Source organism: Deefgea chitinilytica (assembly GCF_016881405.1).
GTDB lineage: Bacteria > Pseudomonadota > Gammaproteobacteria > Burkholderiales > Chitinibacteraceae > Deefgea > Deefgea chitinilytica.
In genome coordinates, this window is the sequence record NZ_WOFE01000009.1 from 68,875 (window position 1) to 87,873 (window position 18,999).

23 protein-coding genes and 1 tRNA gene are annotated in these 18,999 nt (G+C 49.8%); 15 read left to right on the forward strand and 9 right to left on the reverse strand.

Annotated elements, in window-relative coordinates; genetic code table 11:
* Positions 1–183: 183 nt before the first annotated feature.
* Both GM173_RS13910 and GM173_RS13915 read right to left on the reverse strand, forming a co-directional pair.
* Positions 184–1,239: a 3-deoxy-7-phosphoheptulonate synthase gene (locus tag GM173_RS13910; protein ID WP_203571990.1), complete on the reverse strand. Its 1,056-nt coding sequence runs from the start codon at positions 1,237–1,239 to the stop codon at positions 184–186.
* 139 nt (positions 1,240–1,378) lie between these two features.
* A complete protein-coding gene (locus GM173_RS13915; RefSeq protein WP_203571991.1) occupies positions 1,379–1,696 on the reverse strand; it encodes a hypothetical protein in 318 nt (105 codons plus the stop codon).
* 248 nt (positions 1,697–1,944) lie between these two features.
* Here GM173_RS13915 and GM173_RS13920 point away from each other — a divergent pair, with 248 nt between their 5' ends.
* Positions 1,945–3,258: an anaerobic C4-dicarboxylate transporter family protein gene (locus GM173_RS13920; protein WP_203571992.1), complete on the forward strand. Its 1,314-nt coding sequence runs from the start codon at positions 1,945–1,947 to the stop codon at positions 3,256–3,258.
* Between the two features lie 12 nt (positions 3,259–3,270).
* Here the strand turns inward: GM173_RS13920 and GM173_RS13925 are convergent, their stop codons facing one another.
* The 4 genes from GM173_RS13925 to GM173_RS13940 form a co-directional block, all read right to left on the reverse strand.
* A complete protein-coding gene (locus tag GM173_RS13925) occupies positions 3,271–3,588 on the reverse strand; it encodes a cupin domain-containing protein (RefSeq protein WP_203571993.1) in 318 nt (105 codons plus the stop codon).
* Positions 3,589–3,688: 100 nt separating this feature from the next.
* On the reverse strand, positions 3,689–4,477 hold the full coding sequence (gene blaOXA / locus GM173_RS13930) for a class D beta-lactamase (protein ID WP_203571994.1): 789 nt from the start codon (positions 4,475–4,477) through the stop codon (positions 3,689–3,691).
* Between the two features lie 91 nt (positions 4,478–4,568).
* Positions 4,569–4,925, reverse strand: coding sequence for a hypothetical protein (locus tag GM173_RS13935; protein WP_203571995.1), 357 nt, complete (start codon positions 4,923–4,925; stop codon positions 4,569–4,571).
* Positions 4,926–5,088: 163 nt separating this feature from the next.
* Positions 5,089–5,844, reverse strand: coding sequence for a TFIIB-type zinc ribbon-containing protein (locus tag GM173_RS13940; protein ID WP_203571996.1), 756 nt, complete (start codon positions 5,842–5,844; stop codon positions 5,089–5,091).
* A gap of 182 nt (positions 5,845–6,026) precedes the next feature.
* Between GM173_RS13940 and GM173_RS13945 the strand changes: the two genes are divergently transcribed.
* From GM173_RS13945 to GM173_RS13960, 4 genes are all read left to right on the forward strand, one after another.
* Positions 6,027–7,178, forward strand: a complete 1,152-nt coding sequence (locus GM173_RS13945; protein ID WP_203571997.1) for a pyridoxal-phosphate-dependent aminotransferase family protein — start codon at positions 6,027–6,029, stop codon at positions 7,176–7,178.
* 200 nt (positions 7,179–7,378) lie between these two features.
* Positions 7,379–7,606: a hypothetical protein gene (locus GM173_RS13950; protein WP_203571998.1), complete on the forward strand. Its 228-nt coding sequence runs from the start codon at positions 7,379–7,381 to the stop codon at positions 7,604–7,606.
* Between the two features lie 65 nt (positions 7,607–7,671).
* The gene (locus tag GM173_RS13955; protein WP_203571999.1) at positions 7,672–7,920 is read left to right on the forward strand and encodes a DUF7336 domain-containing protein; all 249 of its coding nucleotides are present in this window, start codon (positions 7,672–7,674) and stop codon (positions 7,918–7,920) included.
* A 485-nt stretch (positions 7,921–8,405) separates the two neighbouring features.
* Complete coding sequence (locus GM173_RS13960; RefSeq protein WP_203572000.1) at positions 8,406–8,612, forward strand: DUF2061 domain-containing protein; 207 nt, start codon at positions 8,406–8,408, stop codon at positions 8,610–8,612.
* A 60-nt stretch (positions 8,613–8,672) separates the two neighbouring features.
* On the opposite strand, the gene GM173_RS13965 is transcribed toward GM173_RS13960, so the two are convergent.
* Positions 8,673–9,713 carry an alpha/beta hydrolase family protein gene (locus GM173_RS13965; protein ID WP_203572001.1) on the reverse strand — a complete coding sequence of 347 codons (1,041 nt, stop codon included), beginning with the start codon at positions 9,711–9,713 and terminating at the stop codon, positions 8,673–8,675.
* A 261-nt stretch (positions 9,714–9,974) separates the two neighbouring features.
* Between GM173_RS13965 and GM173_RS13970 the strand changes: the two genes are divergently transcribed.
* The 6 genes from GM173_RS13970 (at position 9,975) to GM173_RS13995 (ending at position 15,723) form a co-directional block, all read left to right on the forward strand.
* Positions 9,975–10,724, forward strand: coding sequence for a GNAT family N-acetyltransferase (locus GM173_RS13970; protein WP_203572002.1), 750 nt, complete (start codon positions 9,975–9,977; stop codon positions 10,722–10,724).
* Positions 10,725–10,942: 218 nt separating this feature from the next.
* A complete protein-coding gene (locus GM173_RS13975) occupies positions 10,943–11,308 on the forward strand; it encodes a hypothetical protein (protein WP_203572003.1) in 366 nt (121 codons plus the stop codon).
* A gap of 40 nt (positions 11,309–11,348) precedes the next feature.
* The gene (locus tag GM173_RS13980) at positions 11,349–11,831 is read left to right on the forward strand and encodes an SRPBCC family protein (protein WP_203572004.1); all 483 of its coding nucleotides are present in this window, start codon (positions 11,349–11,351) and stop codon (positions 11,829–11,831) included.
* A 133-nt stretch (positions 11,832–11,964) separates the two neighbouring features.
* Positions 11,965–13,578: a methyl-accepting chemotaxis protein gene (locus GM173_RS13985; protein WP_203572005.1), complete on the forward strand. Its 1,614-nt coding sequence runs from the start codon at positions 11,965–11,967 to the stop codon at positions 13,576–13,578.
* Between the two features lie 200 nt (positions 13,579–13,778).
* Positions 13,779–13,964, forward strand: coding sequence for a DUF1289 domain-containing protein (locus tag GM173_RS16430; RefSeq protein WP_203572006.1), 186 nt, complete (start codon positions 13,779–13,781; stop codon positions 13,962–13,964).
* Positions 13,965–14,202: 238 nt separating this feature from the next.
* Positions 14,203–15,723 carry a polysaccharide lyase gene (locus GM173_RS13995; protein ID WP_203572007.1) on the forward strand — a complete coding sequence of 507 codons (1,521 nt, stop codon included), beginning with the start codon at positions 14,203–14,205 and terminating at the stop codon, positions 15,721–15,723.
* 59 nt (positions 15,724–15,782) lie between these two features.
* Here the strand turns inward: GM173_RS13995 and GM173_RS14000 are convergent, their stop codons facing one another.
* On the reverse strand, positions 15,783–16,061 hold the full coding sequence (locus tag GM173_RS14000; protein WP_203572008.1) for a peptidylprolyl isomerase: 279 nt from the start codon (positions 16,059–16,061) through the stop codon (positions 15,783–15,785).
* Positions 16,062–16,322: 261 nt separating this feature from the next.
* Here GM173_RS14000 and GM173_RS14005 point away from each other — a divergent pair, with 261 nt between their 5' ends.
* Together GM173_RS14005 and GM173_RS14010 are read left to right on the forward strand one after the other, a co-directional pair.
* A complete protein-coding gene (locus tag GM173_RS14005; protein ID WP_203572009.1) occupies positions 16,323–16,844 on the forward strand; it encodes a DUF6841 family protein in 522 nt (173 codons plus the stop codon).
* A 102-nt stretch (positions 16,845–16,946) separates the two neighbouring features.
* Positions 16,947–17,453 carry a hypothetical protein gene (locus tag GM173_RS14010; protein ID WP_203572010.1) on the forward strand — a complete coding sequence of 169 codons (507 nt, stop codon included), beginning with the start codon at positions 16,947–16,949 and terminating at the stop codon, positions 17,451–17,453.
* Positions 17,454–17,661: 208 nt separating this feature from the next.
* Here the strand turns inward: GM173_RS14010 and GM173_RS14015 are convergent.
* Positions 17,662–17,738, reverse strand: a tRNA-Gln gene (locus tag GM173_RS14015).
* 224 nt (positions 17,739–17,962) lie between these two features.
* On the opposite strand from GM173_RS14015, the gene GM173_RS14020 reads away from it, so the two are divergent.
* Both GM173_RS14020 and GM173_RS14025 read left to right on the forward strand, forming a co-directional pair.
* Positions 17,963–18,775 (forward strand): TonB family protein, encoded by an 813-nt coding sequence (locus tag GM173_RS14020; protein WP_203572011.1) that lies wholly within the window; start codon positions 17,963–17,965, stop codon positions 18,773–18,775.
* A complete protein-coding gene (locus GM173_RS14025) occupies positions 18,775–18,987 on the forward strand; it encodes a cysteine-rich CWC family protein (RefSeq protein ID WP_203572012.1) in 213 nt (70 codons plus the stop codon). The genes GM173_RS14020 and GM173_RS14025 overlap by 1 nt, the downstream gene beginning before the upstream one ends.
* Positions 18,988–18,999 lie beyond the last annotated feature (12 nt).

An 18,999-nucleotide genomic window follows, 5' to 3' on the forward strand; every position in this document is an offset into this window, starting at 1 on the left:
ACGTTGGATCAGCATATTTCATACCTCTCGTTCATTAAATTTTGTATTCGCACTTCACTGTGCAAGGCATAACTTGAAGTTGATTCTCAACATCACCAGCATACGCCTCAGCCAGCCGATTTAAGTTTAATGTAATTAAACTATTTTTCATCAAACAGCTTGGCTGAGAGTGGCGCAGCGTCATTAGCGCAGCGCTAAACGTTTTGCCGCATCGAGCAGCATGGTTTCAGTACTAGCCCAATCCACGCAGGCATCGGTCACTGAGCAGCCATAAATCAATTGCGATAAGTCGGCGGGGATTTTTTGATTGCCTGCCACCAAGTTGGATTCAATCATCACGCCGACCAAAGCTTGGCTACCATTGACGATTTGATTCACCACATCGGCCATCACCAAAGGTTGCAACTCAGCTTTTTTGTAGCTATTGGCGTGCGAACAATCAACAATGATATTGGTCGGCAACTTGGCTTTTTGCAGCGCTTGCTCGGCCATCGCCACCGATACAGTGTCGTAATTCGGACGGCCATCGCCACCGCGCAACACCACATGACCGTATTGATTGCCACGGGTACGGACAATCGCAACGCGCCCCTGCGCATTCATTCCCAAAAAGGCGTGTGGGTGCGAAGCAGACAAAATCGCATTAATCGCAATACTGATGTCGCCATCAGTACCGTTTTTAAAGCCCACGGGCGTCGACAAGCCCGACGACATTTCACGGTGCGTTTGTGATTCAGTCGTGCGTGCACCAATCGCGGTCCAAGCAATCAAATCGCCCAAGTATTGCGGCGAAATCGGATCAAGCGCTTCGGTCGCCGTTGGCAAACCCAGTTCCAGCACATCAAGCAAAAATCGACGCGCTTTTTCCATCCCCAAACCGACTTGGAAAGAATCATCCATTAGCGGATCATTGATGTATCCTTTCCAACCCGTTGTAGTACGTGGCTTTTCGAAATATACCCGCATTACCAGCAACATCGTGTCTTTCACCTGCTCTTGCAGCGCTTTCAAACGACGCGCGTACTCAAGACCAGCCACTGGGTCATGAATTGAGCAAGGGCCAACCACAACGATTAAGCGCTGATCTTTGCGATCCAAGATATTTTTTAGCGCTTCGCGGCCTGCGTTGACCACTTCTGCGGCGTATTCAGAAATTGGTAAGCGTGTGTGTAGTTCTTCTGGTGTCGGCATCCCTTCGAATGACGTGACATTGATATTTTCTAAGTCTTGGCTGTTCATCAGGGACGGCTCGGTGAAATAAGATGCCCTATTATAAACACGTCCACTGCGCGGCATAAGCACTTACGCAATAGATATTGGCAAACAGGGAGGGCGTAAAAAAAGCCGCAAACGCGGCTTGTTCAACTTTGACTCTGACTTATTTACGCCCATAGCGTTTGCGGCGAATGACCGTCAAACCCAGCGCGCCTAAAGCTAGCATCGCATAAATATTTGAGTTTGCATCGCTGGGATTGCTGTTTACGACGGGCTTGGTCGGAGCGCCCAATACAGGATGAATTTGTAGCGCAGTCGCCGCAGCAGGCTGCAGGCTTTGCTCTAAACTGCCATTTTGCGCTGCAAAGATCGTAGTCCCTTGCATCGCTCCCACCACCGGCACCACTGCAGCTTGTGCAGAAGGCACCCAAGCTAGGCTAGTGAAAACCAATACAGTGCTTACAAATGTACGCAGCAACATGACAATCTCCCTACAATGAATCAATGGGGCGCATTGTAACGATGGATAGATTACAACTCAATGACAAGTGCATTTATTTTGCTGCACTCGCACATTTTTGTGTTGTTGTTCACTCCGATGAGACTCCAACCTTCAGCAGAGCAATTCACTGAAAAATGCCAGTGATTAATACCCTTGTATTATGTAGATGGCTTACTGCGCCGTACCGTGATTGCTGGCAAACTCAGCGCAATTAGGGAGATTTAATTTTGATTGCAATTGAATTATTAGTCGTGCTGGCCGCGATTTTATTGGGCGCGCGCATTTCGGGCATCGGCCTCGGCGTGATGGGCGGTTTGGGCTTGGCCATTTTGGTGTTTATTTTTGGCTTAAAACCAACGTCAGCACCGATTGATGTAATGCTGATGATTATCGCGGTAATTACCACTGCAGCGTGTTTGCAAGCCGCAGGCGGGATGGCGTTTTTGGTGCAGATTGCCGAAAAAATCTTACGCCGCAATCCCAAGCGCATCACCTTCTTTGCGCCCTTAGTCACTTACTGTTTCACGCTATTTGCCGGCACAGGCCACGTCGCCTACGCAGTGTTACCCGTGATTGCCGAAGTCGCACATGAATCTGGCGTGCGCCCAGAGCGGCCTTTATCGATTGCGGTCATTGCCTCACAGGCGGCGATTACCGCCAGCCCGATTTCTGCAGCGACGGTTGCTTTGCTGGCTTTATTGTCACCGATAGGCATTCATCTGGGCGATATTTTACAGATTGCGATTCCAGCGACCTTAATCGGCACGATGGCGGGCGCTCTGATGGCAAGCCGCCAAGGTTGCGAGTTGCATCTCGATCCGGTGTACCGCGAACGGCTTGAACGCGGCGATTTTGCACAAAATCAGCAACAAGCGTCGATTACGTTGCCCCGCGGCGCACGCCTCTCAGTAGCGATCTTTTTTATTGCGGTCACCACTGTCGTCATGCTCGGATCAATTCCAGCATTACGCCCAACCTGGCTAGTCAACGACACGCTCGTACGGCTCGATATGGCGCAAGCGATTCAAATTGTGATGTTATCGGCCGCAGCCTTGATGCTGATGCTCTGTAAAGTCGACCCCGAAGCAGTGATTAAAAGCTCGGTCTTTCGGGCTGGCTCCGCCGCGGTGATTGGGATTTTTGGTGTCGCGTGGATGGGTGACACGTTTATTCAAAACAATCTGGCGTTTTTCTCTGGCTCCATCCAAAGCATCGTTACCGCACAGCCGTGGCTGTTTGCGGTCGCGCTCTTTGGTATGTCGATTTTATTGTATTCACAAGCAGCAACAATCCGCGCAATGTTGCCGCTGGGCATTGCGCTAGGCTTGCCCGCGCCCGCTTTGATTGCGATGTTCCCGAGTGTGAATGGCTACTTTTTTATCCCGAACTACCCCACCGTAATCGCCGCGATTAATTTTGACCGCACAGGCACCACCCGCATCGGCAAATATTTGCTCAATCACAGCTTTATGCTGCCCGGCTTGGTGTGCTCGATTACGTCGGTATCGAGCGGATTTTTACTGGCGGGCATTTTGCTCTAACGATTGGCCTGACTACGCAGGTGCCGCAGATAAATGGATGGCGAGCCAAAGCGCGCCATCACTCACTCTGCGCACTGTATGGGGCGTTTTAGATGGCAAAAAGAGGTAATCGCCCGAAGACAAAGTGACCTCCACACCTGCCACATCCATCGTCGCTTCCCCTTGCACCAGCAACACCCATTCATCTTGCGGCTGTACGTACTCAGTTGACGCAATTTTTGGCGAGCTGATGATACGCTCAATCAGTAAGCCTTGATGCGCCAGCAAAGTCTCAAAACGCTCGCCTTCTGCGGGCGCTTGGCTGTGCTCAAATAAATTTCCACCTTGCATCAACAAGCTCCAAAAAATCAAAGTGAATGTGGATTAATAGAAGTTCATCGACATTCATACCTAGCAAAAAGGCCATCATTAGATGGCCTTGGCTTTATACTTATTGCATTAAACCTTGACTACGTAAACTCGCCTTCGCGATCTCAATTCGCTTAGGTAAATCAGCAGCGTCCGGGATATCCATATTCAGCGCAAAAGTATAGAGCTTGCCGTCTTGCTCAACCCAACCCACAAACCAGCCGATTGAGGGTTGCTGGCGACCAGTCCAGCCGGTTTTACCGTACAGCTTCCAATTTTTGCCTGTTTCCAACAAAGTAATCTCGCGAACCGCCGCTTGCATGTTTGCCGGATAAGGCAATGCGCCTTGCGCAAGGCGAGTGAGAAATTGCACTTGCTCAACTGCGCTGATAGTTAAGCTGCCATTGAGCCAAAATTGATCCACACCGCCAGCAATACGGTGATTACCGTAATTGAGTTGGTCGAGTTGCTGTTGCATCGGCTGCAAACCAATTCGCCGCGCCAATTCCTGATACGCCGCCACATTTGAAATCGGCAGCGCACCACGCAAACCCATATCATGCTCCCATGATTTCAGGTATTTGGGCTGACCATCGTGATGGTAAAACACTTCATCCACACTACTGACTGCGCCCGTAGCCAGGCCAATCAAGCTATTGGGAATTTTGAACGTCGACGCGGGAGAAAACCGCGTCGCGGCGCGCTCGGCATTGTGGCCAATCCAGCGCTGTGCAGTCGCATCGAGCATGACAAAAGTACCGTTTACCTTCGCCTGCGAAAATTGCGCGCTGATTTTGGGTGCCGCTATGAGTTCTATTGCAAACGTCGGTGCCGCTACACAGCACAGCAAAATCAATAAAAATCGAAGCATCTAACAACAACCTCTGCATCATCAAATTAATGATTATGCCGAAACCAACTGATTTTACGGTGGGTAATAATGCCGCTAGCCCGGTGTAGTTTTAAAACCGAATGCACGCCCGACCCGCGCCGAGGGCATAACACGGGCAATTGGCAAAACTGCCATCGGGGTTCACGATTAAGGTTCGCGCGCCAATTTTGCACCAGCGCTGACTCGTCGGTTCTTGGGCATGGTCGACATCCTTGCGGTTGCTACTGCGCTCCCCTGCTGCGATAGTATAAAAACCATTCTGGTCATCCCAAACTTTAACCTTAAATGGGCTTTGATTAATCACCCGCCCATTCAGAGGCCACGGCCAATGTCCATCGCGTTCTTTTTCTTGCTGAATAAAAAACAGCAGCGCGACACCAACTAGGCTTAATCCAAGCAGGCCAAAGAAGAATTTTTTTGCAGTCATAGCAACAGTTTCAAACAGGCAGGGCGTTATTCTAGACGTGAGTCACAACAAAGACTGCATTTCGTCGCGAACAAAATGACCCCGTAAGAAGAGAACCGAAGAAATTAATTAGGTATATCAACATAAGCTCGAATGAAATTAGCCTGTGACAATATACTTCGATTTATTTTTTAAACCACCAACCGAGCACGCTGATCAGTGCCACTAAAACCACAGGCCAGCTCATGCCCAGCAAGAACCACAGCAAACACGCTAATACCAAACCGACCAACCATTCAGGCAATGCACGATTGAGCAGCTGACCCGCATCATAAGGCACGTCTTTACTGGCAATTGGCGGTTTAGGCTGATATTTCACTGGCTCAACCAGACCATTAGCCGCATCAATCCGCGCTTGGCGTGCAGTTTCAGCCTCAACATGCTGGCGGCCGCCTGCCTCCATCCATTCGGCCAGCACCGTAAATTCGCCATTATCCAACCACACGCCGTGCCCACGACACTCGTCGACAATCACCGCGATGTGTTTGCTAAACGCATTGCGATTCATCATTTTCTGGCAGACGGGGCAAGGCTTATAACGCACCGCATCGGGTTTGACGCGCTGCTCAATAATTTGCTTGAGTCGACCGTGATTGATTTCGCGCACTTGCCCCGCCACGTGATCGAGCGTAATTTGCAATGCGCCCGGCGCAAAGTGCAGACCAAAACACGTCGTACAATGCCCCACTGTCGCGCCCATCCCCGCGCCCAAGCGCAGCAATTGCAAATTGCCGCAACCATTCGGGCACGGCAATTCGCTGTGCTCAGCCAGCACTTTAAAATCACGAATCGCCAGCAAATCCACCGCATTGTGCAGACCACAATACGAACACACCAATTGATCCACCGGCAGCGCCGCGCCACAACCCGAGCAATTCATCGCATTTTTCCTCATCCAGTTCCGCTAGCTTAGGGCGCAGCTTATCTGGCGCGAAGTCGATTTTGCCGAATGTTGGTCAACAGACACAGGCTGTCGCAGTCATGCTGCAGGTGCAACAAATCCGTGACCGACTCTCGCCGCCCAGCCATAATGAACCATCACCGATCTCACCGGAGCCTGATATGTCTGCGCACACTCTTTCACAACCCCAAATCGCACCGTTTTTCCCGCCGCGCCGTACCTTGATGGGGCCGGGGCCATCGGATGTGTATCCTAGCGTGCTGGCGGCGGGCGCCAAGCCGACGCTCGGGCATCTGGATCCGCTGTTTGTCGGCATGATGGATGAAGTAAAAATCCTGCTGCAATACGCATTTCAAACGCAAAACGAAATGACGCTGGCGGTGTCTGCGCCCGGCTCGGCGGGGATGGAAGCGTGTTTTGTCAATCTGGTCGAGCCCGGCGAAAAAGTTATCGTTTGCCGCAACGGCGTGTTTGGCGAACGGATGCGGCAGAACGTGGAGCGCGTCGGCGCGGTGGCGGTGCTGGTCGACAATGAATGGGGCACGGCGGTCGATGTGGCGGCAGTGGAAGCCGCGCTGAAAGCCAACCCCGATGCGAAATTTCTGGCCTTTGTCCACGCCGAAACGTCGACCGGCGCACGCTCAGACGCGAAAACGCTGTGCGCGCTGGCCAAGCAATACGGCTGCTTGAGCATTGTCGACGCGGTGACGTCATTGGGCGGGATCGAATTGCGCGTTGACGAATGGGGCATCGACGCGATTTATTCAGGCAGCCAGAAATGCCTATCGTGCGTGCCGGGTTTGTCGCCGCTATCGTTTTCACCGGCCGCCGTTGAAAAAATCAAAGCGCGCAAAACGCCAGTGCAAAGCTGGTTTCTCGACCAAACTCTCGTTATGGGGTATTGGTCTAACAGCCAAGGTGCAAAACGCAGTTATCACCATACTGCCCCTGTTAATGCGCTCTACGCCTTGCACGAAGCGCTGCGTCTACTCGCCGACGAAGGCCTCGAAGCGGCTTGGGTGCGTCACGCCGCAATGCACGCCGAGCTGCGCGATGGACTGGAAAAACTGGGCATCGAATTTGTCGTCGCAGCCGCTGACCGCCTGCCGCAACTCAATGCCGTGCACATCCCCGCAGGCGTCGACGACGCCGCAGTTCGCGCGCGACTACTGAATGAATACAACCTCGAAATCGGCGCTGGCCTTGGCGCGCTGGCGGGTAAAGCATGGCGCATCGGCCTAATGGGCTACGCCGCGCGCCGCGAAAATATTGCGCTGTTGCTCAAAGCGCTGGGGGATGTGTTGGGGAAGTAGCACCTAGACGTATGTTAACCTAGATCATTATTATCAATATCTAGGTTAATATACCCATTGCTTATTAGTAAGTACGAAGAAACGCAAACACACTCATGCTGCGTTATTTTTTTGTACCTGCTGCGGTAGGCAAAACTATGCTACAGGCCGTTGTCGGCCAAAAGCGGAAATTCACAACTTGAACATTTTGGATAGATAGGATGCAACAAGCCAATTTAGTGCAGGCATTTCTGAGTCATATTCCTATTGATGGTGTTGAATTTGAACACAATGACTTTGTTCAAATTGTAAGTGGCGTACACAGTGGGAAATTTGGTTCATTGGTCGGCGTGATTGAGTTGCTACCTGAACCAGAATTTATAGTTGAGCTTGAAAATGGCTTTGACGTTGAAGTTTTTCAATCAGAATTGAAAGCTGTAATTACTTAATATTAAAACGGTAGTTTTATTCCTCTTTGGGTCAAAAACAAGCAGAGTCGACCAGATGGAGTCATATGAATTCCGTATTCTTGCTTCAACATCTTCACACTCTCCCAAGTGGAGTTGATGATGTGAAAATTATTGGAATCTATTCAACAAAGGATGCCGCACTTGCAGCCATTAGCAGAGTCAAATTGCAGAATGGGTTTAATGATTTTCCAGAGTTGGTTAATTACGAATTAGATATGTCAGATGAAGGCTTTCACCTAAATGAATTCATCTTGGACAAAGACAACTGGTCAGAAGGATATGTAACAATTTAAGCAGTTTCCGCTTTGGGTCGAAAGCGGGCAAGAAGGGCGTACTTAAAGCCAAGTGCGCAGCATCAAATACAGCAAAATAAATTACAGACCGTCGATATGTTTCGGCGGTTTTGTTTTATGCGGCTGCGCCGCGTGCATTTTAGGGCGCGGGCTGCGCGCGGCAGGTTCATTTCTTTTGCTTCTCCAAAAGAAACGAACCAAAGAAAATGAGCCCCGGGCGCGCATCGGTCCCCGATGCCCTCGATTGTCGCGAGCCTAGGTCTCGCTCCGCACTCGGTGCGCTTGGACGGGATTTTAAAACCAAAACGCCACCATTGGCGTGCTTGGTGTTGAGCTGCCGCAGGGCAATCAGCCTAGCACCGAATTAGAAGCCTATAGCCCATTACTATGACCCCAGTAAAAACAATCAACTTCATCAATCAAATACGAACCATTATCATTTGCCTATCGAATCCATTTCCGCTGGCAACAGCCGAGGAGGCAATATGTTGAAGACCATTACTTTCGCGATTGTTCACTTTACCGTCGCATTCAGCGTGGCGTATTTGATTACCGGTAGTTTTGGCGTGGCGAGTGCGCTGGCCTTGATCGAGCCGCTGGTCAATACAGTGGCGTATTTCTTCCACGAAAAAGCGTGGGATGCGTATCGCGCCGCGCAGCAGCAGGCCACAAACTTACTACATCTAAATTAATTACGATGTATTGGCTTATAACCTTCACGAATTAAAGCATTTAAGCCAATACATCAAGTATCAGGGCAACAACCGCTGCTGAAAATATCGGCTAATTTTCTGATTTACCAGCGCGGTTTCTTGCCGATCAAAGCCAATCGGATCGCCAACTAACTGGGCAACCAGCCCTTCCAGTGGAGAGCGAATGGGCGACAGCAGCGCGCCGTGGCCGCCAGTTTCAAAATCGTGCAATACCGTGCAAGTTTGACAAGCGCGAATAATCGGGTCGCTGTGAAATTGCGGATGCAGCCAAACATCTTGCCGCGCCGTAATCAACGCGACGGGGATTTTGGGTTGCACTAATGAGTTCAAATCAAACACCACGCCATACGGTACGCCCGCCACAATCGCAGTGATCCGCGGATCGGTGTGGCTTTGCCATTGCGCATCGTTAAAACGCCAGCGCAAAATGAATTTGACGATGGCGATTTTCAACCAATCCCACATGCCACCATTCAATTGAAAAAAAGTCCCCGCGCAAGCATTAAAGTCATCGCGAATATGAGCGTTGCAGTGCTGCACCATTTTGGCGGGAGCCCAACGCCCGCCCGCCAAGGTGAGTGCCGTTAAACCGCCAGCCGAAATCCCATACATGCCGACTTGATCGAGCTTGAGCGTCGGCGCAAAGCGTGAGTCTTGCGCGACCGCATCGATCGCGCTGGAGATTTCATGTGGGCGAGCTTTCCAACTCGGCGGCCCAGCGTCTTGGCCATTTTGATGGTTATCACCTCGATGATCGGGCAACGCAACGACGAACCCCGCTTCAACCAAGCTACTCGCCAAATCAGCATAATCCCACGGCGAGCCGCCTGAGCCATGCGACATCACAATCAAGCGGCCATTGCCTTTGACTGGCGTTGCATTCGGTGACGCAAATACCGGCAGCCCGAGTTTATTCAGGCTGACGTTTTTACCCATCGCAGGATAAAACACCGTCACTGCGCCATGCTGGGGCGTGCTGGCAATTTCAGTCAAACCCGTTGCGGCGAAGAGCGGCGAAGCGAAAACCAAAATACACACAGCGTGAAATAACGCTTGAATTCGCCGATCTTGAAATCGCATACATCAACTCGTCATATGAAAGTGAGGAAATAGAGACAGCCTACGCAGTGCAAATGAATTGACTGTGACGTAATACCGATTGTTTATTTAAACCAACAAACAGCTGCAACAGCAGCCGTCCTTGCCTATTCATTGCTTCGCAAATTAAATTACAACAAAGCCAAAAAACAGTAAGTTTTTGTCACGCCAAATTCATAAAATAAAAACCTTGCTGTAATAATCAGCTAGTAATTTAGCTCTTAAAACTCTGGAGAGAGAAAAATGCTAGTTGAAAGTACAGCTTCAATTCATAAACATAAACGCACACTCACGGTATCGATTGCCAGCAATCCGGAAACCATTTTGGCGGCACAAGCGCTGCGTTATCAAGTGTTTGTCGAAGAAATGGGCGCACAAATCACCAGCAAAATTCCCGGCATCGACCAAGACTTGTTTGACCGCTACTGCGATCACCTCGTCGCGCACGACGAAGATACTGGCGAAGTTATCGGTACCTATCGGATTTTACCGCCGCACCAAGCTCAAAAAGTCGGTAGTTATTATTCGGATACCGAATTTAATCTGACTCGGCTGCAAAACATTCGCCCGCAACTGGTAGAACTGGGTCGCACCTGCGTCCACCCGAAATACCGAAACGGCTCAACGATTGCACTATTGTGGTCGGGGATCGCCAATTACATTCAACAAAATGACTATCAATATTTAATTGGCTGCGCCAGCGTACCAGTCAACGACGGTGGTCATTTGGCAGTTAATCTGTATAAAAAACTCGCGTCTTCAGCACTAGCGCCAATTGAATGGCGGGTTTTTCCGAATAATCCACTGCCATTTTCAATGAACACCGTTGCGCAAAAAGTCGAAACCCCAGCGCTGATCAAAGGCTATCTGCGCGCAGGAGCGATGATTTGTGGCGAACCGGCGTGGGATCCGTACTTCAATTGTGCTGACTTTTTGATGCTACTACCAACCAAACAATTGGATATGCGTTACGCCAAGCATTTTAATCGATAAACGCGCGCCTGCTTGCTCGGCATCTCGACCGAGCAAGCAGGTATCAACCTCAAAGCCAGAAAAATAAAACTCTTTCAGGCAATACACACTAAAAATCTAAATTAGACCAGCAACAAAACCACATTCAATTCATCCATCCAACGCCCCACCGATGGAACAAATTAGACCAAGCCCAAGCAGACAGCGTACTATATCAACACTGATACTGAGGGTGAACGATGAGTACGAAGTTAACAAAAGATGAAATGGCCGCACTAATTGAAGTGAGCCGTGGCCTGAAAAGCACCCGTTTAAGCCACGCGGTGTTTAAAAATGTCAAAACCCTCACCGGGCAAAAGCTGTGCGCTTACGAGCGTAAAACCGGCATTTTGCAAATTACCGATTTGGGCAAGCAAACCATTTTTATGGCGCTATGCATCGACGCGCTTCGACAACTCAAAGCCAATCCAACACTCAAAGTGAACGGTGAAGCGCTGGCGTTTTTGCTGCGCAAAGGCCACCTCGAGACGCGGGAAGGCGAAGTTGGGCATTTCATCACCACCAAAGGTGAAGAATCTCTCGCCGACATTGATTCACAAAAATAATAGCCTAAACTCCGTTGAGCCCTTCAACGGAGTATCCACCATGTGCGAACAAATCCCTCCCAGCGCCGTGTACGAGTTATCACTCGAGCGAATTATCGATGCGTCCCCTGAGCAACTCTACCGCGCTTGGACCGAGCCTGAGCTGCTCAAGCAATGGTTTTGCCCCAAACCGTGGGGCGTCGCCCACGCGGAGCTGGATGTGCGCGCAGGCGGTAGCAATCTGGTCATCATGCAAAGCCCCGACGGCGACTTGTTTCCCAATCAAGGCGTTTATCTTGAAATCATCCCCAATCAAAAAATCGTCTTTACCGATGCCTATACGTCGGCGTGGGTTCCGTCAGCCAAGCCATTTATGACTGGCACGATTACCTTCACCGACCTAGGCAACGGCCAAACACGCTATCACGCACAAGTGCTGCATTGGAATGAGTCGGACAAAGCCGAGCACGAAGCAATGGGATTTTATGAGGGTTGGGGCGCAGCGACCGATCAGCTAATCGCACTTATCAAGCACAGCTCCTAAATAAAGCCAGCGCCATTTCACTGAATATTGAAATATGACAAAGAATTGAATCTTGGGCGAAAACCTTACTTGTTGACGCCGATCGAAAGGCTATACTGAAATATCGTAGACTCGTTCGGCCTTGGAAGTTCAAATGAAAATCGCCCACAAACTCATCGCGCTGATTGCCTTAGCGGCCATCGCCATCGTGCTGCTAACGGCAGTGAACTACAGCAAATTTCAGGATGCGAAAGAACACTCAGCCACAGTCAGTGACGATGCATTACCCTCCGTTGTTTTAATCAGTGAAATTAATTTAGCTTTTGCCAATGCCCGCCGTGAATTGCTCAATCATATTATTCAAGGAGAAGCCGCAAAGAAAAAAGAAGCCGAAGGAAGATTAAACGCTTTTTTAGCGCAACTTGAAGAAAAATTAAAAGCTTATGATCACTATGTATCTAGCCCTGAAGGTCAGCAAAATATCAGCGAACTCCGTAAAGAACTTGCTCAATGGGCAACCCTGAGCAAATTAGTCATTACCGCTTCGGAAATGAGCGACACCGAAGCTGCCGAAGCATTAGTTCGCAACCAAACTGCACCACAAGCCGCTAAAGTTGCCACGCAATTAGAAATTGCCACGAAGCGCAATGAAGCAGCATCAAATGAAGCGAAAAAAAATATTGCTAACTCCATTTCATCCGCGATCAGCTTATCTATCGGCATGGGTGTGATGTTAATGATTGCAATCGCAATTATTGGCATGCTGATTGCCCGCAGCATAATCAACCCGCTCAATTCCATGCGCCAGTTCGTCCTGCAATTGGGCAGCGACTATGATTTCACCCGGCGAATCACCGTCAGCAGCCGTGATGAGATCGGTGAATCACTCGAAGCACTCAACGGACTGATCGCCACTTTGCAAGGCAGCTTGCAACAGCTTAACCGAATTGGCCGCGATGTCACTGGCTCAGCGACCGGTTTATCCAATGCCAGCAGCGAGCTCTCCGATGCCTCACAAAGCGTCAGCAATGCCGCCTCCAGTATGGCGGCAGGGGTTGAAGAAGTCACCGTCAGCATTAGCCACGTGGCAGACCGCGCCGACGAATGCGATCGCACCGCGCGCGAAGCGGGGCAAATGGCCAGCACTGGCGGTGCCGTAATTGAAAGTACCATCACCAGCATCAATCAAATTGCCGATGATGTGCGTGTGTCGGCACAGCAAATCGAATCACTCAAAGAACGAACTGCTAGCATTAATGCCGTGGTCAACGTCATTAAAGACATTGCCGATCAAACTAATCTATTGGCTCTAAATGCGGCGATTGAAGCAGCGCGCGCGGGTGATTTAGGCCGTGGTTTTGCGGTGGTAGCCGATGAAGTGCGTAAACTCGCCGAGCGTACCGCAAGCTCTACACAAGAAATTATCGGTACCGTCAGCGCGATTCAAAATGAAGCCAATGCAACTGTGACGACGATGCAGCAAACCGTACGCCAAGTCGACTTAGGCGTCGAACGCGCGCAAGAAGCCAGCGATGCCATTTCCAAAATTCGCCACAACGCTGATCAAGTCGTCGAACAAGTGAGCGAAATCACCGGCTCAATGCGCGAACAAAGTGCAGCTAGCGCGATGATGGCGCAGCAAGTAGAACAAGTGGCGCAAATGTCGGAAGAAAGCAGCTCAGTCGCGCAAAATACCGCCAGCGAAGGCGAGCGTTTACGTCAATTGAGCAAGGAGCTCGACTCGGCGATTTCACGCTATCGCGTTTGATCGCATTCGGTTGAGCCAATCAGGCCACAGTATGTGGCCTTTTTTATGCGCTGCAACTGTGGCGTAAGCAGAGACGACATATGGCGCGAGCAAGCCTATGCACTGAGCGCCAATTCCAGTCCCAATCAAGCGGATTCTGAACTTGTCGACAAGTTCAGAATCCAGTTCAATAGCGACTTCATCACTTACAGGCATTCACAATGAGCGTCGCCTCACCTTGTATTAATCAATGTCAACTCGATTCACGCCGTGAATATTGTCAGGGGTGCTTACGTACGCTAGACGAAATCCGAGCATGGTCGAGTAGCTCTGACCAAGAAAAACATGCCGTTTGGAAACGACTAGGTCGGCAACCGCATGAGCAGACGACCGTTCTCGTTGATTGAGCGCAACAAGCAAAACAGGTATCCGCCACTAACCCAGCAGATTAAATAGCTAGCCAGCAATACCCAAATGTCATTTATTTTTTTGTGCCTTATTGTGGCATTTCATACACCCAAACTGCCACTTGTAAGGATTGATTGACAGTTATCCACCCTGACGACTAGGCTGAACCCATCTGCCAAAGAGCAGCCTAAAAAACTACACGAGGAGACAGCCAGCTTGCTGGCTGCAGGAGATTGTATGTCGAAATGGAAAACTGTCAGCCTAATTGCGCTGAGTATGTTCGGAACACTGCAAGCCAATGCGGCGTGCCGCGGTGAATGGATTGAGGGTCCAACGTTTGCGGCGGGTGATACCGTCATTTATAAAACTGTCGTCTATACCGCACAAGTAACACACACCGCGTATGTCGGCGCCAACTGGAATCCTGCCACGACCCCCACACTATGGAAAGTCGGTGGCAGCTGTAGCGGCGTTACGGCCACACCAACGCCAAGCACAGCCCCTACCCTAGCGCCAACCCCCACGGTCAAACCCAGCGCGACGCCAACCAGTACGCCTACGGCAACAATAGCACCGACCGCAACACCGCGGCCAACCGCCACGCCCACGCCCACGCCCACGCCCACGCCCACGCTCAACCCAACTCCGACACCAACTGCAACTGCAACAACGGCACCAACTCCGACGGTAACGCCAAGCATCGCACCAACGGTAGCCCCTACCGCGACCCCGGCACCGCTACCTAGTGGGGCACCAAGCCAAGTCGTATTACAAAATCGATTTGATCAATACGCAGTGGGAGTTTATCAAGCGCCCCAATTTAAAGCCGACTGGGGTATTGAACCCGGTGAGTCGACTGGCGTGCCATCAGGGCGCTTAAGCATCGTCGCTGATACCGCCAATCCCGCCAATAAAGTACTGCGCGTCCGCTATTTAGCTGGCCAAGTAGGTGGCAATTCAGCAATGACCTTTGATGCGCCACTTGCTCTACCCGCTCAGTCGATGTTTCTGCAGTATAAAGTGCGCTTTGATCAGGCTTTTACTTGGGTCAAAGGCGGCAAATTGCCAGGACTCGGCGGCGGAGATACGCCTACGGGTTGCATCCAAAATGGGACATTCGATGGATTCACCACACGATTAATGTGGCGTGAAAATGGTGTGGGCTTTCAGTACTACTATTTCCCTGGCAAAAAAGAAGAATGCGGCGATTATGCAGGCCTAGCACGACGCTTTGAAGCTGGCCGCTGGTACACCCTGACGCAACAAGTGGTGCTCAATGACATCGGACAAGCCAATGGTGAATTCCGCCAATGGATAGACGGTGAGTTAGTGCTTGAAAACAACGCGATGTTATTCAGAAACAGTGCCAATGTTAGCGTATCGGCAATCAAAATGGATACTTTCTTTGGTGGCAGCAGCAGCGATTGGGCGCCAGTAAATGATCAGTACGCCTATTTCGACGATTTCATCGTCAGCGCCGATTCACCGCTGGGTATGGTGGATACGCGTAGCACACCACCGAGCTATAACCACCCGGTCGCAGGCTATTCACAATGGCAAGCCAGCAGTGTCTACCCCGCCAATAGCGTAGTGTATCGAGTTGACGCCAACGGACAATACCGTTACTTCCGGGCACGTGGCTATACCGCCAAAGGGATTGATCCATTACTCAATTCGATTTTAGAAGTGTATGTAGGGGTCTATTCGCCAATCCGGCTCGATACCGCGCAAAAATGGATCGAAATCGCCAAGCCTTAAATCTTGCAGGCACAAAAAAACCGCCAAATTGGCGGTTTTTTTTCGACTTCGGGGCGTAATTAGCCGCGGCTCGTCACTACCAATAAATGATAACCAAATTGGGTTTTAACAGGGCCTTGTACTTCATTCAATGGTGCGCTAAACACCACTTTATCAAACTCCGGCACCATCATGCCTGGGCCAAATGAACCCAAAGCCCCACCTTGTGCGGAAGATGGGCAGCTTGAATGCGCTTTTGCCACTGCTGCAAAATCAGCACCCGCCAAAATTTCTTGTTTTAACGCTTCACACTGCGCTTCTGTTTGTACCAATAAGTGACTGGCGGTAGCTTGAACCATGTTTTAACTCCTGCAATTGACTGTAATTGAACATCAAAAATTCTCGTTATTCAGAAACCAGATGGCGCTGACGCGCGAAGTTTCAAGTTGCTGCGCTGTCAATTTGCGCATCTTGCTCAACACAGCACAGGAAACTTAACAATCGACGACTAATTTATACGTAATAAAATTGCCACAAAATTTCACAACAAGTCAGTTTTGATTGAGTTTTTATACTCACCCATCAATAATGAAACACTTGTATAGCACAGGACTTTTAAAATGAATTTGGAAGAGTTTTTTGAACATTTTTCCGTCGCCTATTCACAGCTAGACGTAGATGGCGTCACACAACTCTTTGCAATGCCATTTTTCACCCTCATCAACGATGAGCGTACCGACTGGCCCGAAATGGCGCCGCTATATGAAACGACACAAATCTTGTTTAATTGGTACGCAGCGCAAGGCTTTCACGACGCCCAATACAAAATTTTAAGCTTACTAGAAATTAGCAGCACACTCGGCACCGCCCAACTCGCTTGGCGCGTCATTCGCAACGATGGCACACCTTGGGAATACCGGACGAGTTATCACTTAAAACGAGTTAATAATGTATGGAAAATCTCTGGCGTCATTCAATTTGAAGAAGAAACCCCGAATGTAGCCAATCTAACCAGCCTCGCGAGCGATGCGCCTTTACTCGTCGTTGCTGAAGCAGCGTTGCGCAATCACATCGTGCGGCCTAATTTACCAATAGCGACCCAAGAAGCAATCAAGCAAGAAACCGCTAAGTCTTTGATTTAAATCGCCCTGTTTATTATTTGCAACAAAATGTAGTTTGATATTTTCAACTACATTAGTTTTGGCTTATACATACTCCATGTACGAATGAAATCGAGTGGCATCATGGAAAATGCGATTTATCATAAAACAGCACTGGGGCAACAAGAGATTATCCAGCGCAGTGGCTTAATCGGGCAAAAAGAACGCCAAGTGCTATTTATGGTAGACGGCGCACGCCACAGCATGGCCCTAGCCGGGATGCTACCGAATATCGATGTGCTAAGTATTTTACAAAAAATGCAGAGCCTCGGTTTGATTAGCGCCGTTTCACAAAGCAAGACCATAGATCAAATCCAATTTTCAGGGCCAAGCACGGTTGCACCTCAAATCGCGCAAGACTTAAAACAAAAACGTCAAATCGAAGCCGCCCGCCAAGTTATCCTCAAAGTCACTCAAGAATACCTGGGACAAAACTGGGAAGAACGACTTAGCGAACTACTCAGCACAGTACGACGCGCTGAAGATTTCGCCCCGATTGTTGAACAATGGGGTGTTGCGCTCAGGCGCTCTGGTTATCGCGGCGCAGCCGACGCAGGAGAGCGCGAAGTCAAGGCCGCGTTAAGCGACTAAGTCCCAGAGCCGCCTGCGCGGCTCTTTTTTACCGCGCAGCCATTTTGCAGCGTACAAACGCTCAATGCGAAGCAGCGCACTCCAAATCAACTAGAAGGTATTCGTCTAGAAACAAACAGATACATTACTTAAGAGGCAATACCTGCGATAGCAGGCTTTGTTTAGACAATAAAAAAGAGCCGCATAGCGACTCTTTTTTATTTTATTCTGGCAGGGGAAGAAGGATTCGAACCTTCGCATGCCGGAATCAAAATCCGGTGCCTTAACCAACTTGGCGACTCCCCTAAATGCTGCAAAATTTGAATTAAGCAACTTAGGGGGCGGATAATACCTGATATTTTTTAAAACCGTAAGCGTTTTTTGAAAATATTTTTGTGCATAATTACAATTTCACGTTAAATCAGTCATCTAAGCCCAATCCTGTTTGCTCGACTCGCGCCACTTTGCGGCGCTTCAAGGTAGAATGCATCCCTGCTGATATTTAATAACGACGCTGGACTTATTTTTGAATGCCGCACAACGATCTTGGTAATATCGCCAGCTCGCAAGACAAATGGCTCGTGCAGGCACTGATTCTGGCGATTCTGTTGCACATGCTATTTTTGCTGATCCCGACACCCGAAAAAAACCAACCCAAAACAGCCAGCAGCACAGCTCTAGAGATGACGCTGCAAAAAAAACAGCCCCCCAAAGCCCCCGAGCCTAAGCCAGAACCCGAAGCCAAGGTGATGACGCAAGCGCCTACGCCAAAAAAACCACTGTATCGCGCAAAGCCAGCCCCCAAAACAGTCAGCAAAGCCAGCGCCCCCAAAGTGCAGGCTCAGCCTGCAAACAGCACCGAAATTGAAATCGCCGGACTCGACCTTACGAATGGCTCAGCCAAACAAGGCAAACCGAAACCTTTAGATTTAACTTATCGCCCAGAAAAGCCTACTTTTGAAAACCGCCCACAAGAAGATGCGGCGACGCGTAGCCAAGAAGGTTCTGAAAAGATACGCGCCACTTTTGGGATTTGGGAGCAACAAATTCGGCAAAAAGTCGAACGAATTGGCCAACAAAACTTCCCGCGTGACGACAGCGGCCGACCTTTATTCGGCTTGATGCAATTTAAAGTCATTTTGCATGCCGATGGTAGCATCGCCAAACTGGAATTAACGCGCTCATCAGGCAATCCAGAGCTCGACCAAGACGCGTTGAATATCATTCGAATTGCGGCGCCTTTTGGCCCAGTCCCGATTGAATTACTCGATCATCGCGGTCAAATTGTTTTAACGCGCTATTACGAATTTGTCGACGAACGCAATGTGCGCTGGAAGAAGTAATGACGCCAGAAAATAAATCGCTTAGCCAAGCAAAACAGTGTCAACGTTGCGGAGCGTCATTCCAATGTGGCAGCGGCGGCGCACAAGGTGGCTGTTGGTGTATGGACCTGCCAATCGAGCTACCACTTCCACAGGCAGGGGAAGGCGATTGTTTTTGCCCCGCTTGCCTAGCGCAGATTAAAGAGCGGGTATTAGCAGGAAAAGCATTCTAAATAAAGCATATA

What these genes read in the sequence shown, in the direction of transcription:
- GM173_RS13910 (WP_203571990.1), bottom strand. Translation starts at nt 1,239, where the DNA reads ATGAACAGCCAAGACTTAGAAAATATCAATGTCACGTCATTCGAAGGG.
- GM173_RS13915 (WP_203571991.1), bottom strand. Translation starts at nt 1,696, where the DNA reads ATGTTGCTGCGTACATTTGTAAGCACTGTATTGGTTTTCACTAGCCTA.
- GM173_RS13925 (WP_203571993.1), bottom strand. Translation starts at nt 3,588, where the DNA reads ATGCAAGGTGGAAATTTATTTGAGCACAGCCAAGCGCCCGCAGAAGGC.
- blaOXA (WP_203571994.1), bottom strand. Translation starts at nt 4,477, where the DNA reads ATGCTTCGATTTTTATTGATTTTGCTGTGCTGTGTAGCGGCACCGACG.
- GM173_RS13935 (WP_203571995.1), bottom strand. Translation starts at nt 4,925, where the DNA reads ATGACTGCAAAAAAATTCTTCTTTGGCCTGCTTGGATTAAGCCTAGTT.
- GM173_RS13940 (WP_203571996.1), bottom strand. Translation starts at nt 5,844, where the DNA reads ATGAATTGCTCGGGTTGTGGCGCGGCGCTGCCGGTGGATCAATTGGTG.
- GM173_RS13945 (WP_203571997.1), top strand. Translation starts at nt 6,027, where the DNA reads ATGTCTGCGCACACTCTTTCACAACCCCAAATCGCACCGTTTTTCCCG.
- GM173_RS13950 (WP_203571998.1), top strand. Translation starts at nt 7,379, where the DNA reads ATGCAACAAGCCAATTTAGTGCAGGCATTTCTGAGTCATATTCCTATT.
- GM173_RS13955 (WP_203571999.1), top strand. Translation starts at nt 7,672, where the DNA reads ATGAATTCCGTATTCTTGCTTCAACATCTTCACACTCTCCCAAGTGGA.
- GM173_RS13960 (WP_203572000.1), top strand. Translation starts at nt 8,406, where the DNA reads ATGTTGAAGACCATTACTTTCGCGATTGTTCACTTTACCGTCGCATTC.
- GM173_RS13965 (WP_203572001.1), bottom strand. Translation starts at nt 9,713, where the DNA reads ATGCGATTTCAAGATCGGCGAATTCAAGCGTTATTTCACGCTGTGTGT.
- GM173_RS13970 (WP_203572002.1), top strand. Translation starts at nt 9,975, where the DNA reads ATGCTAGTTGAAAGTACAGCTTCAATTCATAAACATAAACGCACACTC.
- GM173_RS13975 (WP_203572003.1), top strand. Translation starts at nt 10,943, where the DNA reads ATGAGTACGAAGTTAACAAAAGATGAAATGGCCGCACTAATTGAAGTG.
- GM173_RS13980 (WP_203572004.1), top strand. Translation starts at nt 11,349, where the DNA reads ATGTGCGAACAAATCCCTCCCAGCGCCGTGTACGAGTTATCACTCGAG.
- GM173_RS13985 (WP_203572005.1), top strand. Translation starts at nt 11,965, where the DNA reads ATGAAAATCGCCCACAAACTCATCGCGCTGATTGCCTTAGCGGCCATC.
- GM173_RS16430 (WP_203572006.1), top strand. Translation starts at nt 13,779, where the DNA reads ATGAGCGTCGCCTCACCTTGTATTAATCAATGTCAACTCGATTCACGC.
- GM173_RS13995 (WP_203572007.1), top strand. Translation starts at nt 14,203, where the DNA reads ATGTCGAAATGGAAAACTGTCAGCCTAATTGCGCTGAGTATGTTCGGA.
- GM173_RS14000 (WP_203572008.1), bottom strand. Translation starts at nt 16,061, where the DNA reads ATGGTTCAAGCTACCGCCAGTCACTTATTGGTACAAACAGAAGCGCAG.
- GM173_RS14005 (WP_203572009.1), top strand. Translation starts at nt 16,323, where the DNA reads ATGAATTTGGAAGAGTTTTTTGAACATTTTTCCGTCGCCTATTCACAG.
- GM173_RS14010 (WP_203572010.1), top strand. Translation starts at nt 16,947, where the DNA reads ATGGAAAATGCGATTTATCATAAAACAGCACTGGGGCAACAAGAGATT.
- GM173_RS14020 (WP_203572011.1), top strand. Translation starts at nt 17,963, where the DNA reads ATGCCGCACAACGATCTTGGTAATATCGCCAGCTCGCAAGACAAATGG.
- GM173_RS14025 (WP_203572012.1), top strand. Translation starts at nt 18,775, where the DNA reads ATGACGCCAGAAAATAAATCGCTTAGCCAAGCAAAACAGTGTCAACGT.